This window comes from Curtanaerobium respiraculi, assembly GCF_024609215.1.
Taxonomy (GTDB): domain Bacteria; phylum Actinomycetota; class Coriobacteriia; order Coriobacteriales; family Eggerthellaceae; genus Curtanaerobium; species Curtanaerobium respiraculi.
The window spans coordinates 1-16567 of the sequence record NZ_JANIPD030000010.1 but is presented as its reverse complement, the minus strand read 5'-3'; the positions used below and the strand labels follow the sequence as shown (position 1 = coordinate 16567).

Here is a 16567-nt window from a genome sequence, read left to right as displayed (position 1 = left end):
GACCGGTCGGGCGGATGGATCTTCGGGGGTGCGGATCCCCGGTGGGAGGCTATGGACGGCGCGCGCAAATACTTCTTCTTCGACATCGACGGGACGCTCGCGGGCGGCACCTACGAGCATCGCGTCATCCCGGAGAGTGCGCGCGAGGCGTTGCGGCTGCTGCGCGAGCGCGGGCACTTCACGGCGATCGCCACCGGGCGCGCCCATGCGATGGCGCAATCCTTCTTCGATGAGCTCGGCTTCCGCAACATGGTGTGCGACGGCGGCAACGGGCTGGTCGTCGATGGGGAGTTCCTCGGCGTCGATCCTCTCGACCGGGACGCGTGCATCAAGCTCATCGACGAGCTGGAACGCAAGCGCATCCCGTGGGCGGTGTCGCCCGATGACGGGGTGGTGCGGCATGCGCCCGACGAGCGCTTCGCCGCGGCGGTCGGCGGGACCTACATGCGCGCGGTGGTGGACGCGGACATGGACTACCGGCGCATCGAACGGTTCCTCAAGGTGTATATCGCCTGCCGCGTGGAGGACGAAGCGGGGATCGCCGAGCTCGCGCACATCCCGCATGCACGGCAGACCGCAACCTGCCTGTTTGTGGAACCCATCGACAAGGCGCATGGCATCGCCGAGATGATGGATCGGCTGCGGGCCCCGGTTTCCCAGGTGGTGGTGTTCGGCGACGGGGAGAACGACATGATGATGTTCGACGAGCGGTGGTTCAGCATCGCGATGGGCAACGCCGTGCCGCAGTTGAAGGCGCGCGCCGATTACGTGACCTCCGATGTGGAGCATGATGGCATATGGAACGCCTGCCGCCATTTCGGTTGGATATAGGCCGCCATCCGCCTGCTCTCCCCATTCGAGCGCCGCGGTCGACCAAGGCGGCCCATCACCGCCTGAGGGCCGACACCTCTCCTCCCGCGGATGGCCGCCCGCGGGATTGCCCTTATGCGAGGAGCTCGCGGTAGATGGCGTCATCCTCCTCGAGGAAGGTGTTGAACACCACGCGCAGGTCGGCGTCGGAATGGGCGTCCAACCATGCGCGCACCGTGCGGACCGCGATCTCGGCCGCCTCCCTGTGGGGGAACCCGAAGACGCCGGTGCTGATGCAGCAGAACGCGATGGTCCGGCAGCCCTCCAGCCCCCTTGCCGCGTCGAGGCAGGCGCGGTAGCATCGCGCAAGCTCTTCGCGGTGGCGGGGGAGCGGCATCCCCCCGGCGATGGGGCCCACCGTATGGATGATCCAGCGCGCGGGGAGGTTGTACGCGGGGGTCGTCTTCGCCTGCGCGGTGGGTTCGGGGTGGCCCTGCGCCCGCATGATTCGGGCACACTCTATGCGGAGCTGCACGCCCGCGAATGTGTGGATGGCGTTGTCGATGCAGTAATGGCCCGGAATCCAGCAGCCCAGCATCTGGCTGTTCGCCGCATTCACGATGGCGTCGGCGGCGAGGGTGGTGATGTCACCGCGCCATGTGGCGATGCGCCCGTCGATGCGGCTCGGGGGAATCGATGCGGGGCTGACGATCCCCGCTTCGGCGATCATGCTTTTCAATAGATGATCCTGTTTCGCGAAGAACTCGTCCGTCGCCGGAAGCGGCTGCCGCGTGTTCACCAACGCGCGGAAGGTATCCCAAAGCTCGCCTTCCGCCGCCCCGGAAGAAACGCGCGCCGCCTCGCCACGCTCTTCGGCAAGATACCCGACCAGCCATCTCAGAAGTTCGATCCGTGTAGCCATGATGTGCTCCCTTCCGCACGCCGCCTATGCCTATCTTACGCGTTACGGCAGAATAGCGGGCGAATCGGCGCATACGATGCGCGCCGGCGGCGACGAGGGGGCGGGCAGGCATGGGCGACCTTACGATCGGATGCCACCTTTCGAGTTCGAAGGGCTACGAGAAGATGGCGCGGACCGCGGTGGGGATCGGGGCGAACACGTTCCAATTCTTCACGCGGAACCCGCGCGGGGGCAAGGCGAAGGACATCGACCCCGCCGACGTGGACGCCTTCCGCGCCTATGCCGCCGATCACGGCATCGTCCGCATACTCGCCCATGCCCCGTACACGTTGAATGCCGCAGCGTCCGACGAGCGGGTTCGCGGGTTCGCGCTGCAGACGTTCGCGGACGATTTGGAGCGCATGGAGGCCACCCCGCACCAGATGTACAACTTCCATCCCGGCAGCCATGTGAAGCAGGGCTCTGAGGTGGGGATCGTAAAGATCGCCGCCGCGCTGAACGAGGTGCTGGCGCCCGATCAGACGACGACCGTGCTGCTGGAGACCATGGCGGGCAAGGGCACCGAGGTCGGGCGCACCTTCGAGGAGATCGCCGCCATCATCGAACGGGTCGACCTTGACGGCCATCTGGGCGTGTGCATGGACACCTGCCACGTGTGGGATGCGGGCTACGACATCGTGGGGGATTTGGACGGCGTGCTCGACGAGTTCGACCGCATCGTGGGGCTCGGCCGATTGCGCGCGGTGCATCTGAACGATTCGAAGAATCCTCGCGGCTCGCGCAAGGATAGGCATGAGAAGATCGGGGAGGGATTCATCGGGTTCGACGCCCTTGCCGCCGTCATCTCGCATCCGGCGTTGCGGGACCTCCCCTTCTATCTTGAGACCCCCAACAATCTACCAGGGTATGCGGACGAGATAGCCCGATTGAGGGCGGCTCGGGCCTGATCCGCGCAGGCGGCCGTACGCCCCCCGTACCGTCTCTAACCGAATGATTCAACCGCATATATAGTATCCAACACGGATTATCAAGCGATTACCACTACTATATATAGCGTTGTGCTGACGATTTCCCCTCACTGAGGTCTAAAGTCTGGAATAGGCGGCTCATCTGCTGGTATACTCGCTCTCGCGTTTTGGGAGGGGTTCGCTTCCGAGGCGCTGAGGAGGAGAGGTTTATGTTCAAGGGAAGGAGTGGCTATGGCTTTGCTCTCGGTTGCGCCCCCGGCGCACGATGATGCTCGCAGTGCTTCCTTTCTCGATCCGTTCCAGAAGCGCGTGTCGTCGCTGCCCCCTGGGACCTGCCCCATAGCGTTGCAGCTTTCCCTTCTGGTTGCCGCCGAGGTGCAGACGTGCGGGAAATGCGTGCCGTGTCGCGATGGCATTCCCCAAATGGTCGAGTTGATGCAGCGCGTGCTGAACTGCGCCGCCACGTCTGCGGAATTGGTCCAGTTGCGGGCGCTAGCCCTGTTCGCCCGCGATGAGAGCGATTGCGCTATCGGGTACCAGGCGGGCGAGCTGGTGCTGCAGGGACTCGAGCAATTCGAGGCCGAATACGAAAGCCATGTTCACGACCGTACCTGCCAGGCGGGCATCGGCCAGACGGTCCCCTGCGAGACGCTGTGCCCCGCCCATGTGAACGTGCCCGGCTACATCTCGCTCGTGCAGGAGGGCGATCCCGCCGGAGCGGTGGCGATGGTGCGCAAGGACAACCCGTTCCCCACGGCGTGCGCGCTGATCTGCGAGCACCCGTGCGAGACGCGGTGCCGCCGCGGCATCATCGACGCCCCCATCAACATCCGCGGCATAAAGAAGTACGCGGTCGACAACGCGGCCGCCGACACCGTCCCCGTGCCGGAGCGGCTTCCCGACTCGGGCCGCAGGATCGCGGTGATCGGCGCCGGGCCCTCGGGTATGACCTGCGCCTATTTCGCATCCCTCATGGGGCACGAGGTGCATGTGTTCGAGGCGCGCAAGCAAGCTGGCGGCATGATGCGCTACGGCATCCCCAAATACCGCTTCCCGCGCGAGCGCCTGGACGAGGATCTGAACGCCATCATGTCGGTGGGCGGCATCACGCTGCACACCGAGACGGACATCGGCACGAAGGAGATGCGCGAGCTCGCGGAGGCCTACGATGCCGTCTACGTTGCCATCGGCGCCCAAGCCGGGAAAACGCTGCACATGGAAGGGGCCGATGCCGAAGGCGTGCACAGCGCGGTCGACATGCTCGGGCGGATCGGCGACGAGGAATACCCCGACCTCACCGGGAAGAACGTGGTGGTCATCGGCGGCGGGAACGTCGCCATGGACTGCGCCCGCACGGCGATCCGTTTGGGCACGCGCCGCGTGACCGTGGCATACCGCCGCCGCCTGGAGGACATGACGGCGCTCCCCGAGGAGGTGGAGGCGGCCATCGCCGAGGGCGTTGAGATGTTCATCCTGAAGTCGCCCGAGCGCATCGAGGTCGACGATGCGGGCCATTGCACGGCGCTCGTCTGCCAGCCCCAGCTCATCAGCACGGTGAAGGGCGGCCGCCCCTCTCCCAAGGCGGCGGCGAAGCCGAAGGAGCGCATCGCCGCGGACGTGATCCTGGTGGCCGTGGGGCAGGATATCGTCTCCGAGCCCTTCGCCGAGTTCGGCCTGCCGCTCGATCGCAGCCGGTTCGTGACGGACGACAACCTTCGCGCGCACGGCTACGATAACATCTTCGTGGGCGGCGACTGCCAGACGGGGCCGCTGACGGTCATCGCCGCCATCGGCGCCGGCAAGGTTGCCGCCCGCAATATCGACGAATATCTCGGGTTCCACCACAAGTTGGATTGCGGGGTCGAGGCGCCCCCCGCACGCGAGAACGACCGCACGCCGTGCGGCCGCGTGACCATCGCGGAGCGCCGGCCGCCCAAGCGCAAGCTTGATTTCGACTGCGTGGAGCTGGAGATGAGTGGAGAGGAAGTCGAGCAGGAATGCGGCCGCTGCCTGCGCTGCGACGTATTCGGCTGCGGATCGATGGAAGGGGGGCGGGTCCTCTATGAGTAATATGGTTTCCATCACGATCGACGGTACGAGCGTCGAGGTGCCCGAAGGGACCGTCATCGTCGACGCCGCCGAGCAGGCGGGGATCCGCATCCCCACGCTGTGCTATCTGAAGGATGTCAGCAGCATCGGCTCGTGCCGCGTGTGCAGCGTCGAGGTGGAGGGCGTCCAAGGCCTGACCACCGCATGCAACACGCCCGTGCGCGACGGCATGGCGGTGCACACGAAGACGAAGCGCGTGGAGGTGTACCGCACATTGGCGCTGCAGCTGATCCTTGCTGACCATGGCCTGAACACCACCAACTACTGCTTCAGCTGCGCGCAGAACGGTTCGTGCGAGCTTCAGGCCGTGTGCCACGAATGCGGCGTGGAGGACACGCCATTCGAACGCACTACGCCCAACCTGCGCAAACCGGTGCTGGAGGACAACCCGTTTCTGGCCTACGATGCGAACCTGTGCATCAAGTGCCAGCGGTGCATCGGCGCCTGCAACAACCAAGCCGCCAACCATACGCTGCAGACCGGGAAGAAGGGACTGCGCACCACGATCTTAGCGCCGTTCGGCCCGGATTGGCGTGCGACCGATTGCGAGAGCTGCGGCAACTGCGCCCAGGCATGCCCCACGGGCGCCATCACGGAAAAACGCCAGCGCGACTACCGCGCTTGGGAGGTCGAGCGCACGCGCACCACGTGCCCGCACTGCGGCGTCGGGTGCCAGATCGACCTGATCACCCGCGACGGCCGCATCGTGGACTCGGAGGGCGCGCAGGGGTATAGCAACCAGGGCATGCTCTGCGTGAAGGGCCGTTCGGGCAGCTTCGACTTCGTCCATTCCCCCGACCGCATCACCGCGCCGCTGATCAAGGATCGCGAGACCGGAGAGTTCGAAGAGGTCAGCTGGGATACGGCGCTTGATTATGTGGCGCAGCGGTTCGGCCGGATCAAGAAACGCCACGGCGGCAAGGCCCTGGCGGCGTTCGCCTGCAGCCGCAGCACCAACGAAGATGTGTATATGCTCCAGAAGATGGCGAGGTGCGCATTCGACACGAACAATGTCGATAACTGCGCACGCGTTTGACACGCTCCCACGGTCGCCGGTCTGGCGACAACATTGGGATCCGGAGCCATGACGAACACGATCCGCGACGTCACTGCCGAATCCGATCTGATCATGCTCGTGGGGAGCAATCCCGAGGAGGCCCACCCCGTCCTCGGCATGCAGATCCGCCAAGCGGTGGAGCATGGCACGAAGCTCATCGTGGTCGACCCACGCGAGATCGGACTCGCGAGCCATGCCGACATCCACCTGAAGCTGAAGCCGGGCACCAACGTGGCGTTCGCCAACGGCATGGTGCACGTGCTCATCCGAGAGGGGTTGGTCGATCGAGATTTCATCCGCAACCGAACCGAAGGATACGAGGACCTCGTGCGCGCCGTGGCGGGGTACACGCCCGAGCGCGTCGCCGCGATCTGCGGCATCGATGCCCGCGACCTGGTGGCGGCGGCAAAGATGTACGGCCGGGCCAAAGCCGCGCCGATCCTGTACTGTCTGGGCGTGGCCGAACATTCCACCGGTACCGACGGGGTCATGGCCCTGTCGAACATCGCCATGGTGTGCGGCAAGCTCGGCAGACCCGGATGCGGCGTCAACCCGCTGCGCGGCCAAAACAACGTGCAGGGTGCCTGTGATATGGGCGCATCGCCTAACGACCTGACCGGATATCAGAAGGTGGCCGACGAGGCCGTCCGCGAGAAGTTCGCCGCCGGATGGGGGCACCCCATCCCGTCTGAGGAGGGCCTGATGGCCACCGAGGTCTTTCCTGCCGCCATCACGGGCCAGGTCAAGGGCCTGTTCATATTCGGCGAGGACCCCGTCCGCACCGATCCCGACACGCATCACGTGATTCGCGCACTCGAGAGCCTGGAATTTTTGGTGATGGACGAGCTGTTCATGACCGAGACGGCCAAATACGCCGACGTGATCCTGCCGGGCCGCAGCTTCGCCGAGAAAGAGGGCACGTTCGACAACACCGAGCGGCGCATCCAGCGCGTGCGCAAGGCGGTGGACGGACCGGAGGGCCCCCAGCTGGACACATGGATCTTCACGCAGATCATGAACCGCATGGGGTATGCGCAGCCCGAGCTCTCCGCGGCGCAGATCATGGACGAGATCGCCGGCCTCACGCCGAGCTTCGCAGGCGTGAGCCACGCGCGGCTCGATTCGGGGGAATGCCGGGAGAAGTCGTTGCAGTGGCCGTGCGTGGGGCCGGGCCATCCCGGCACCCCCATCATGCACGTGGGCGAGTTCGCCCGCGGGAAGGGCGGCTATTCGGTGTCGGGCTACAAGGAGAGCGCCGAGCTCCCCGATGACGAGTACCCCTTGGTGCTGATGACCGGGCGTGTGCTGTACCAGTACAACGCCTGCGCCATGACCGGCCGCACCGAAGGCTTGAACGAGATCGCCGGCGAGTCCTTCATCGAGGTGAACACCAAGGATGCCAAGAAGCTGGGCATCCCCGACGGCGCGCGCGTGAAGGTCGCCAGCCGTCGCGGCGAAGTCGTCGCCACGGCCCGCGTAAGCGATCGCACACGCCCGGGCGATGTGTGGATGCCGTTCCATTTCCAGGACGGCAACGCGAACTGGCTGACGAATGGCGCATTGGACGCCATCTGCAAGGTGCCCGAGTTCAAGGTGTGCGCGGTGAGGATCGCGCGAGCGTAGGAACCGTTGGGGCGCCCGCCCGGCGCGCCGCGCGATGTGGCACAATGGGTGGGCGCCTTTTGTCTTCCGCGCCGAAGGAGTGCGATATGAACATAACGGTCTACCTGGGGTCTTCTTCCGGAAACGATTCCGTCTTCGAGGATGCCGCCTGCGAGATGGCGCACGTGATCGTGCGGGGCGGGCACACCATGGTCTACGGCGGTTGCAGCACGGGGATGATGGGAATCGCCGCGCGGGGCGTCCTTGCGGGCGGGGGACGCGTGGTCGGCATCATGCCGCGGTTCCTCACCCGGCGCGAACCCGCGCAGCAGGGTCTGACCGAGCTGCATATGGTGGATACCATGACGGAGCGCAAGGAGAAGATGATCGAGCTGGGCGATGCCTTCGTCGCGCTGCCGGGCGGGCCGGGCACTTTAGAGGAGATTTCCGAGGTCGTCTCCGATATGAAGCTGTTCGACGTGGGCGTCCGTCCGGACGTCGCCCCCGGCGGGTGCGTGTTCTACAGCCGGAACGGCTTCTACGCGCCCCTGCAAGCCCAGCTCCGCATCATGTGCGCCCAAGGCTTCACAAGCGAATCGCTGCTGGCGCGGATCCGCTTCCCCCAAACCCCTCGCGAGCTGGCTGCGTGCTTCTGACATCGAAACCCTGGAAGACCGCATCGGCGTCAGCCGCAAGATGCCATCATCCACGATCCCGCTGGGCGCCACCATCATCGGCATGGATGACGTGGTAGGCAGCGAGGATTAGATCCCCCTGTCGAAAGCGAGCAGCTTTCTGAAGCGCGCGTTCGCGGATGCAAGGTCCGCGGGCGCGCCCTCCATCTCCACGCGCCCGTCTTCGATGAATGCCACCCGGTCGAACCGCTCTATGCCCTGCAGATGGTGCGTGATCACCACGAGCGTGCGGTCGGAGAACGCGCCGAAGAGGGTGTTTTGGAGCGATGCCTCGGTTTCGGGGTCGAGGGCGGCGAAGGGCTCGTCCAAAAGCACGATGGGCGTGCGGGCGATCAGCAAGCGGGCGAGCGCGATGCGCTGACGCTGCCCGCCCGAGAAATTCGCGCCGCCTTCCGCGACCAGCGTGTCGAGCCCTCGGGGGAGCGCGCGGACCATGCTTGCGAGCCCGACGGCATCCAAGGCATCCATGAGCTCGTCATCGCCGCCGGGCAGGACGCCCAGCGTCAGGTTATCGCGGATCGTGCGGTTGAACAGGTACGCTTGCTGGTGGAGTATGCCCACCGCGCCCCCGACGCGGATGGTGCCATCCTGGGGGGCGAGGTCCCCGTGGATGAGGGCGGCGAGCGTGCTCTTGCCGCTTCCGCTGCGTCCGAGGAGGGCGATGCTCTCGCCCGGCCGCACATGGAGCGTGATGCGGCGCACCGCCTCGCGCGCGGAACCGGGGTAGGTGAAACCGACATCGCGGATGTCGATCGATCCGCGTGCGGGGGACGATGGGCGCACTACCCCTCCCGCTCGCGCGGGAGGGGCGGCATCGTCGGCACTCCGGGCTTCGCAAGCCGCTTTTTCGATGCCCTCGAGGCGCTGCAGCGCCTCGGTGTGCGCGTGCACGCCGGCGGCAGACCGGGGAAGCGGGAACACTATCTCGGCTATGGGGAAGAACCCGATGGCGAACGCGGCAATCCAGTTGGGGGCTCCTGAGAACGTCGTGCCCGCCCAAATGATGACCGCGCATGCCGCCATCGCCAGCACGAGCGCCTGCAACGCGTCGATCACGCGTTCCCGGCGCATCAGCGATGCGCGGTCGCGCTGCAGCGCGCGCCGTTCCTCCGCACACGAATGCACGCAATCGGCGCCCCGCCCCGAAAGGATCCAATCCGCGGATCCCAAGACGTTGTTGGTGAGCGTTTCGTACTCGCTCCTCGTCGCGGCTTGCACCGCCGTCGCCTTCCCGCGGCTCGCCGCATACGCCGCGAAGGGCACGGCACCTGCGGCGAGCGCGAATGTCGCAAGCGCCGCCAGGGCGAAGGCCGCGTCCACGAAAAAGAGCGCGAAGACGATGAGCAGGCAGGCGGCAACCGCTATCAACGAGGGGAGGACGATGCGCAGGAACAGGTTCTGCAGGTGGCCGATGTCCTCGGAGAGCGTGCCGAGCACCTCGCCGGTGCCATGGCCGGATCCAAGGGCTGTCGAGTCGGCTTCGAGGGCGCGGTAGAGGCGGGCACGCAGCTGGCTCGTCAGGCGGAACACCCAATCGTGGCTTGCCAGCCGCTGGAAGTAGCGTGCGATGGGCTTGCCCAACCCGAAGATCTGGACGAAGGCGATGGGCACCATGATGGCGAACAGCAGCGTATCGGGCTCGGCGGTGCGGCTGATCAGAAAGCCGCTGGTGAACATAAGCAGGACGGAGGCGCATGCGGCTGCGAGGCCGAGCGCGCAGGAGCGGGCGAGCTGCGCACGGTAGCGGGCGATGTACGGCTTAAGCCACGTCATGGGCACCTCCCGCCCCGAGGGTGCGCGCCATCGCGGTGAGCGGGCCTTCGACGGCGAGCAGCTCGTCGGGCGCACCTTGCTGGACGACGGATCCCCCGTCCAGCACGACGACCCGGTCCATCTGCTTCAGCCAATGGAGCCGGTGCGTGCAGAAGAAGACCAATCGGCCCTCCATCAGGGGGATCATGCGCTCCTTCAGCTCGAGTTCCACCTCGATGTCGAGATGCGCGGTCGGCTCGTCGAATATGAGGATGCGCCGGGCGGGGTCGAGCAGCGCCCGAGCTAGGGCGATGCGCTGGGCTTGCCCGCCGGAAAGCCCCCGGCCGCCTTCCCCGATGACGGTGTCCAGCCCTTGGGGAAGCTGCTCGACCAACCCGTCCAAGCCGACGGTCCGCGCCGCCTGCTCGACGATGCCATCGGGCGCGTCGGGGGTGTAGAAAGCCAGGTTGGTGCGCAGGGTGTCGTGGAAGATCGTGGGGTTTTGGGGGACGAAGAGCACCTGGCGCTGCCATGACGGCATGCGCAAGCTGGGCGTTGTTCCGCCATCGATCTCGAATGAGCCGGCCGTGGGGACCTCGAACCCCCCGAGCAGCGCCGCGAGCGTGCTCTTCCCGCTGCCGCTCGTCCCCACGATTCCGATACGCTGGAATCCGCGAGCTTCGAATGTCGCATGGCCGATGGCGGCGCCGCGTCCCGCTCCGGTGCCGTAGGAGAAGCCGATGCCGTCGAGCTTCAAAACGGATTCGCCCGACCACTCGCCGATCCGCAGGTCGGATGCATCTCCCTTGCGCGACCTGCTCTCCGCGATCAGCTTCTGCGCATGTTTGAGCGCGCTGCGACCGTCGAGGCTTGCGTGGAAATCGGCGGCGAAGGTGCGCAGGGGGTTGGTGACCTCGGGGGCGAGGATCAGGCAGGCGAGCCCCGTGCGGAGCGCGAGCGATCCGTCCATGAGGCGGAACGCCAGCATGATCGCGATGGCCGCCAGGCCCATCACGCAGATCAGATCCAACGCCGCGCCCGACAGGGTCGCGACCTCCAGCGTTCGCATGGTCGCTTCGCGGAACTTCTCGCTCGAGGAGAATATCGAGTCGCGCTCCTTCCTCGATGCGCCGAACGCGACGAGGGTCCCCAATCCGCGCAGCGTGTCGATGAACGAGTTCGCCATCCGGTTGTACGCGCCGAACTGCTGCTCCGCGTACTCGCGGGCCATCTTCCCCAATATGGCCATGAACAGCGCGACGATGGGGAAGACCAGCACGAGGATGAGCCCCGAGACCCAGTCGAGGGCAAACACGCAGGCGAGCAGCGGCACGGTGAGCGCAACGACCCCGACCATCTTCGGGAGGATGAGGCGGATATACGATTCGACCTGCGCGGTGCCTTCGATTGCCTGCGAGACCGTCGCCGCCGCGCCCTGGTCGAGCGCCACGTGCGTTTGGTCGACGAAGACGCATTCCAGAAGCTCGTTGCGCAGTTCGTCGGCGCGCTGCCGGGCGTAGCGGCCGATGACGGCGTCCTGCGCGATCACGAGCAGCCGCTGCCCCAGGAATCCGCTGAAGACGACTGCGATGAGCCCCAGCTGTGAGAGGGCGTCCTCGCCCGCCCACATGTTCGCAAGCGCGGCGGCGAGCGCGAGCGAGAGCGCTACGATGCAGGCGGCCTGCGCCAAGGCGAATGCCGTCAATGCCGCCAGCTGCGCTTTCGCCCCGGGCAAGGCAAGCAGGGAAGGCTTGTCCGATTCGGCCACGTGCTCCTCCTCCGCTCGATTTCAGGTGACATAGATTATAAGGGGGTCTGCGACGGGGCCATATACCCCGGCTAGGGCATCTTTTTCGCGCTAGGCGCCCTGTTCCAGCAGGTTTTCCACGAAGTCGACGCGGTAGCGGGAGAAAACCGCGTCCCCCGTGTCTTGGGTCGCATCCAGATCGACGTCCGCCCATATGGCGAAATCGCGGTCGTCATCCTCGTCTTTGAACGTCTGGCGCACATGCCACACGTGCGCGGCCTTCTCATCCGTCTCGTCGATCTCGAAGTACGCGGTGCTGCGGGCGTCTCCATCGAGCAGCACCTCCTGGTGCTCGTCGTAGTAGCCGTCGAGGACCTGCTGCCACACGCGGGCGTTGCACCCCCAGTCAGTGTCGAGCGCGCCCAGCTCGCGGACGCATCTGCCCGCGGCCAGGCGCACGCGGGCGAACAGCGCGTTGCGCACGGTGAGCGTGACGGCGCGGCGGTCGCGCACCACCGCATCGGGGGCGGCGGGCGGCGCGTTCTCCGGCAGCGTCCCCGCCGCTTCCCATTCGTCCACCAGGCTGCTGTCGATCGAGCGCACCATGAATCCCAGCCAGCTGGTGATGTCGTGCAGGCGCTCGTCGCGCTTCTCCTCGGGGATGGTACGGCCGAGCACGCGATAGGCGTCGGAGAGGTAGCGCAGGAGCAGCCCCTCGCTGCGGGCGATTCCCAACCCGGCGATGTATCCCTTGAAGTTCGCGGACGTCTCCACCATATCGCGCAGCACGCTCTTGGGCCTCAGCTCGAAGTCGCGCGCCCAAGGGACGTCCTGGCAATAGCGGGCGAAGGCGCCTTCCAGCAGGTCTTCGAGAGGCTTGGGATAGGTGACCTCCTGCAAGCGCTCCAAGCGCTCCTCGTATTCCACGCCCTCGGCCTTCATCGCCGCCATCGCCCGGTCGCGCTCGCGCCGCTCTTGGGCGCGCAACACCTGGCGCGGATCCTCCAACGTCGCCTCGGCGAGCGAGATCGCGTCGAGGGCGTAGCCCTCGTCCTCCGGATCGAGCAGCTCGAGCGCTGCCAGCAGGAAAGGCGAAAGCGGCTGGTCGAGCGCGAAATCGTCGGGCAGGTCGACGGTGGTGCCGTACTCGATCGACCCGTCCTCCCGCACCGTATGCTGCACCACGTCGGACGCCTCGAGCGTGGCGAAGATCTCCGCCGTGCGCTGGGCGAGGGCCGCCTTCTCCTCGTCGGTCTGGAGGCTGTCGGCGACGAGCTTCAACGTGCGGGCATGGGCATCCCCGCCCTGCATCGCCTCCGCCAAGGCGATGGCGTGGGTGATGCGAAGGCGCGGCTTGAGCATCTCGGGCTGCGCCTCGATCAGCTTGTCGAACGTCCCCTTGTTCCAGTTGACGAACCCCTCGGGGGCGTGCTTCTTCTTGATCTTGCGCCGCTTCCCCTCGTCATTGCCCGCTTTGGCGAGCGCCTTCGCGTTTTCGATGTCATGCTCGGGCGCTTCGGCTATGACCAGGCCTTCCGTGTCGAATCCGGCACGTCCCGCTCGCCCGGCGATCTGGTGGAACTCGCGTGCGCGCAACCGGCGCATGCGGTGCCCGTCGAACTTGGTCAGCTGCGTGAGCACCACGGTGCGGATGGGCACGTTGATCCCCACGCCCAGGGTGTCGGTGCCGCATATGATGGGGAGCAGCCCCTGCTGGGCCAGCTTCTCCACCAGCAGGCGGTAGCGCGGCAGCATGCCCGCATGATGCACGCCCACGCCGCATTCCAGAAGGCGCTTGAGCGTCTTGCCGAACGCGGTGGAGAAGCGCGTGCCGCGGCTCGCCTCCTTGATGGCGTTCCGCTGCTCCTTGGTGGTGATGCCGGTGCTTGCCAGGGCCTGCGCGCTCGACAGCGCGGCGTCCTGCGAGAAATGGACGATGTAGAGCGGCGTTTTGCCCTCGCGCACGGCAAGCTCCACGGTCCCTTCGAGGGCCGTGTCCACGTACTCCCATTCCAGCGGCACGGGGCGCGGGGCGTCGGCGATCACGTCTACCGAGCGGCCGGTTTGGCGTTCAAGCGCCCCCTCGATGTGGCCGACGTCCCCCAGCGTGGCGCTCATCAGCAGGAATTGCACGTGCGGCAGCGTGAGCAGCGGGACCTGCCATGCCCATCCGCGGTCGGGGTCTGCGAAGAAGTGGAACTCGTCCGCCGCAACGCGCGCGATATCGGCCTCCGCGCCCATGCGCAGGGCGTCGTTCGCCAAGATCTCCGCCGTGCAGCAGATGATGGGGGCTTCGGTGTTGATGCGCACGTCCCCCGTGATCATGCCCACGTATTCCTTGCCGAAATAGCCGACCAGGTTGAAGAACTTTTCGCTGGCCAGCGCTTTGATGGGGGCGGTGTAGTAGCAGCGCTCGTCGCGCGCCAATGCGAGGAAGTGCTGGAACAGGGCCACCATGCTCTTCCCGCTGCCCGTGGGGGTGCCCAGGATCACGTGGTCCCCCGCGGCGAGGGCCAGGCAGGCGTCCTCCTGGTGCGGCCACAGCTCGATGCCCCTCTCTGCGCACCATTCCAGATAAGCTTCGAGGATGTCCTCATCGGTGGCCGGAGCGCCTCCGTCGGCGTCCTTGCTCCAAAGGTCGTCGGCGAGCGTGCCCAAGGACCCGTATGCGTCAGCGTCTTCGATCAATGCAATGCCTTCCGCGCGGTTCGTGCGCTCCATCATACCGAAACGCGTCCATTCGAGGGCGTGGATCACCGTTTAGGCGCTGCCAGCCGACCGGGCGGGGATCCTCGACGCAAGCGATGCCCGGTCCGTCTTGGAGCGGACCCTCGTTTCGCCGACCCAGCGCTCGTTGCCAGTTCCTGCTCGAATCCTCATCAATGCATGATGACATGCCGGACGAAGAGCGTGAGGGAGATGATCACGATGCCGATTCCCGCTGCGAGCATCAACAGATCGGTCCCGGTGCTGCCCTGGAGCACCTGGCCCAGGAAATATACCCCCATCATGACGCAGATGACGCTGACCAGGCGTTCCTTCAGATCGTCGAAGTCATGGAAGCCGAGCCATCCTGGCAGGGGGATCTTGTCGCTGATGAATAGGCATACCAGGCCGAGCGCCATGATGTACAGGGCGACGGCCAGCAGGAACATGTCCGTGTACTCCACGTACTCGATCGCCAGATTCAGGAGCGAATGGACGTCGGCGCCCTCCGTGGCGCTGTACACGGCGCTTCCCGTTGCGAAGGTGAGCGTCGTGGAGATGACCGCGACCAAGGCGTTGATGGAGATGGCAAGGGAGGCGAAGAACAGGCCGAGCGCGGGGATGGCGGCGATCGCGCGCGTCCAGCCGGTGATCATGCGGAGCCTGCTCGCCACGCGCTCGTTGCTCTCGCGGCGCATCTTCAAGCGCTCGGCATGGTCGTTTGCCGCCGCCCGCGCCGCTTCCTCCACGCGGGCGGTCATCGTTTCGACATACGCCTGCGATGCGGATTCCAGAAGATCGGGATTGGCGCTTGGGATGGCCTCCGCGACTTCCGCCTCCAACGCAGCCTGGGCGAACGACGCCTTATCGCCACGCGGTGCAGGGGATGATTGGTTTGGCTTTTTAGGGTTCATGTCATCCATAGAGAGTGCTTCCAACGTCTAGAATCCCAGATCTTCGCCCACCATCAGCACGGTGATGCGATGCGGTGTGCGGCTGTGCCGCGTGATGACCTCCGAACAGCAGATGCAGTCGGGACTGTTGCAGTCGGCGCATTGGCCGGTCGTCGCACAGGGGGTTTTCAGGTTCAAGCGCATGCAGTTCGGCGGGCTTGCCAGGTCGTGCACGCGTCGGATCGCGCTGGGCACGTCGCGGCAGGCCTTCTGCATGCCCGCGATCACGAGCACATGGGCGGGACCGCACGCCAAGAAGCATAGGCGCGTGCCCATGCCGTCGATGTTCACCAGCTCGCCGTCCTCCGTGAACGCATTCGTGCTCATGAGGAAGTAGTCCGCCATCATCTGCTTGGAGAGCATGATGCGCGGGTCTTCGCCGGGACCCTTGTCCTGGCGATCGATGATGGCGTAGTCGCCCGCGCGCACCGCGTCGAGCAGGCCGATGTCCTCGATGGTCATCGATCCGCCCCAGGTGACGCTGCTGCCGGCGGGCATCATCTCGAGCGCCTTTCGGCGGGCTTCGTCCGCCGTCTCGCAGTACACCGCATCGATGCCGCGGCGCGCGAACTTCTTGACCATCGTCGTCCCGAGTTTTCGGTAGAATTCTTTCTTCGCCTGATGCATGGGATTCCTTCCGTCGAAGCCTGCACGGTTCATGATACGCCACTTTCCCATGCTGTCTTTCGTTGCCGCAGTGTAAGGTCGATCGCTCTTCCGGAACGCCTATAGGCCCACAGGAACCGGCGAAGCCCCATGTGAGCCTGTTGCGTACATGCTTTATCTATCGGACATTAATTTTTATCGCTTAGGCAATCTTCAGAAGTAACTTTCAATGCTGAAATTGCTTGCCCTACTATGGTAGAGAATCCTAACTTAAGCCAAAACTTTATCGGAAAGGCATGTTCATGAAAAACAAGCTCAACACCAAGGACCTCATCTACGCGGGGGCTTTCGGAGCGATTTTATCTTGTCATCGTGCGCATCGTCATGCCCATCGCGCTCGACTCCCAAGGGCGAGAGCGCGTGAAGCAGTATTTCACCGATGATGCCGCCGACCGCGCATCGAGGGTTTTGCGTCAACATGCGAGCGAAGTGAAGCGGAGGCGCCTCGTGGAGGAAAGGAGACCAGCTATATGAAGTCAAGACCTGATTAGAGATTTTTCAAAGTCTCTAGTTTTGTTTGGATTTGCACTTTGACAGTCGAATATCGAATGCTTCTGGGCGCAATGAACCGCATCGCGGA

Annotated in this window: 11 protein-coding genes; 5 read left to right on the top strand and 6 right to left on the bottom strand. The window is 65.4% G+C overall.

Annotated features, from left to right (window positions below):
- Positions 1–51 precede the first annotated feature (51 nt).
- The gene (locus NOV21_RS04220; protein WP_283171582.1) at positions 52–831 is read left to right on the top strand and encodes an HAD-IIB family hydrolase; all 780 of its coding nucleotides are present in this window, start codon (positions 52–54) and stop codon (positions 829–831) included.
- Between the two features lie 112 nt (positions 832–943).
- Here the strand turns inward: NOV21_RS04220 and NOV21_RS04215 are convergent, their stop codons facing one another.
- Complete coding sequence (locus NOV21_RS04215) at positions 944–1732, bottom strand: protein-ADP-ribose hydrolase (protein WP_283171583.1); 789 nt, start codon at positions 1730–1732, stop codon at positions 944–946.
- 110 nt (positions 1733–1842) lie between these two features.
- On the opposite strand from NOV21_RS04215, the gene NOV21_RS04210 reads away from it, so the two are divergent.
- The 4 genes from NOV21_RS04210 to NOV21_RS04195 all read left to right on the top strand — a co-directional run bounded on the left by NOV21_RS04210 (position 1843) and on the right by NOV21_RS04195 (position 8124).
- Positions 1843–2679, top strand: coding sequence for a deoxyribonuclease IV (locus tag NOV21_RS04210; protein WP_283171584.1), 837 nt, complete (start codon positions 1843–1845; stop codon positions 2677–2679).
- Positions 2680–2931: 252 nt separating this feature from the next.
- On the top strand, positions 2932–4770 hold the full coding sequence (locus NOV21_RS04205) for an NAD(P)-binding protein (RefSeq protein ID WP_283171585.1): 1839 nt from the start codon (positions 2932–2934) through the stop codon (positions 4768–4770).
- Position 4771: 1 nt separating this feature from the next.
- Positions 4772–7489, top strand: coding sequence for a formate dehydrogenase subunit alpha (gene fdhF, locus NOV21_RS04200; RefSeq protein ID WP_428978407.1), 2718 nt, complete (start codon positions 4772–4774; stop codon positions 7487–7489).
- Between the two features lie 86 nt (positions 7490–7575).
- Positions 7576–8124 carry an LOG family protein gene (locus tag NOV21_RS04195; RefSeq protein WP_283171587.1) on the top strand — a complete coding sequence of 183 codons (549 nt, stop codon included), beginning with the start codon at positions 7576–7578 and terminating at the stop codon, positions 8122–8124.
- Between the two features lie 108 nt (positions 8125–8232).
- Here NOV21_RS04195 and cydC read toward each other — a convergent pair whose 3' ends face one another.
- The 5 genes from cydC to NOV21_RS04170 form a co-directional block, all read right to left on the bottom strand.
- Complete coding sequence (cydC, locus tag NOV21_RS04190; protein ID WP_283171588.1) at positions 8233–9936, bottom strand: thiol reductant ABC exporter subunit CydC; 1704 nt, start codon at positions 9934–9936, stop codon at positions 8233–8235.
- A complete protein-coding gene (gene cydD, locus NOV21_RS04185; RefSeq protein WP_283171589.1) occupies positions 9923–11683 on the bottom strand; it encodes a thiol reductant ABC exporter subunit CydD in 1761 nt (586 codons plus the stop codon). The genes cydC and cydD overlap by 14 nt, the downstream gene beginning before the upstream one ends.
- 90 nt (positions 11684–11773) lie before the next feature.
- On the bottom strand, positions 11774–14386 hold the full coding sequence (locus tag NOV21_RS04180) for a DEAD/DEAH box helicase (protein WP_283171590.1): 2613 nt from the start codon (positions 14384–14386) through the stop codon (positions 11774–11776).
- A 155-nt stretch (positions 14387–14541) separates the two neighbouring features.
- Entirely contained in the window at positions 14542–15291 is a 750-nt protein-coding gene (locus tag NOV21_RS04175) for a YqhA family protein (protein WP_283171591.1), read from the bottom strand.
- 18 nt (positions 15292–15309) lie between these two features.
- On the bottom strand, positions 15310–15948 hold the full coding sequence (locus NOV21_RS04170) for a lactate utilization protein (RefSeq protein WP_283171592.1): 639 nt from the start codon (positions 15946–15948) through the stop codon (positions 15310–15312).
- Positions 15949–16567: the final 619 nt, after the last annotated feature.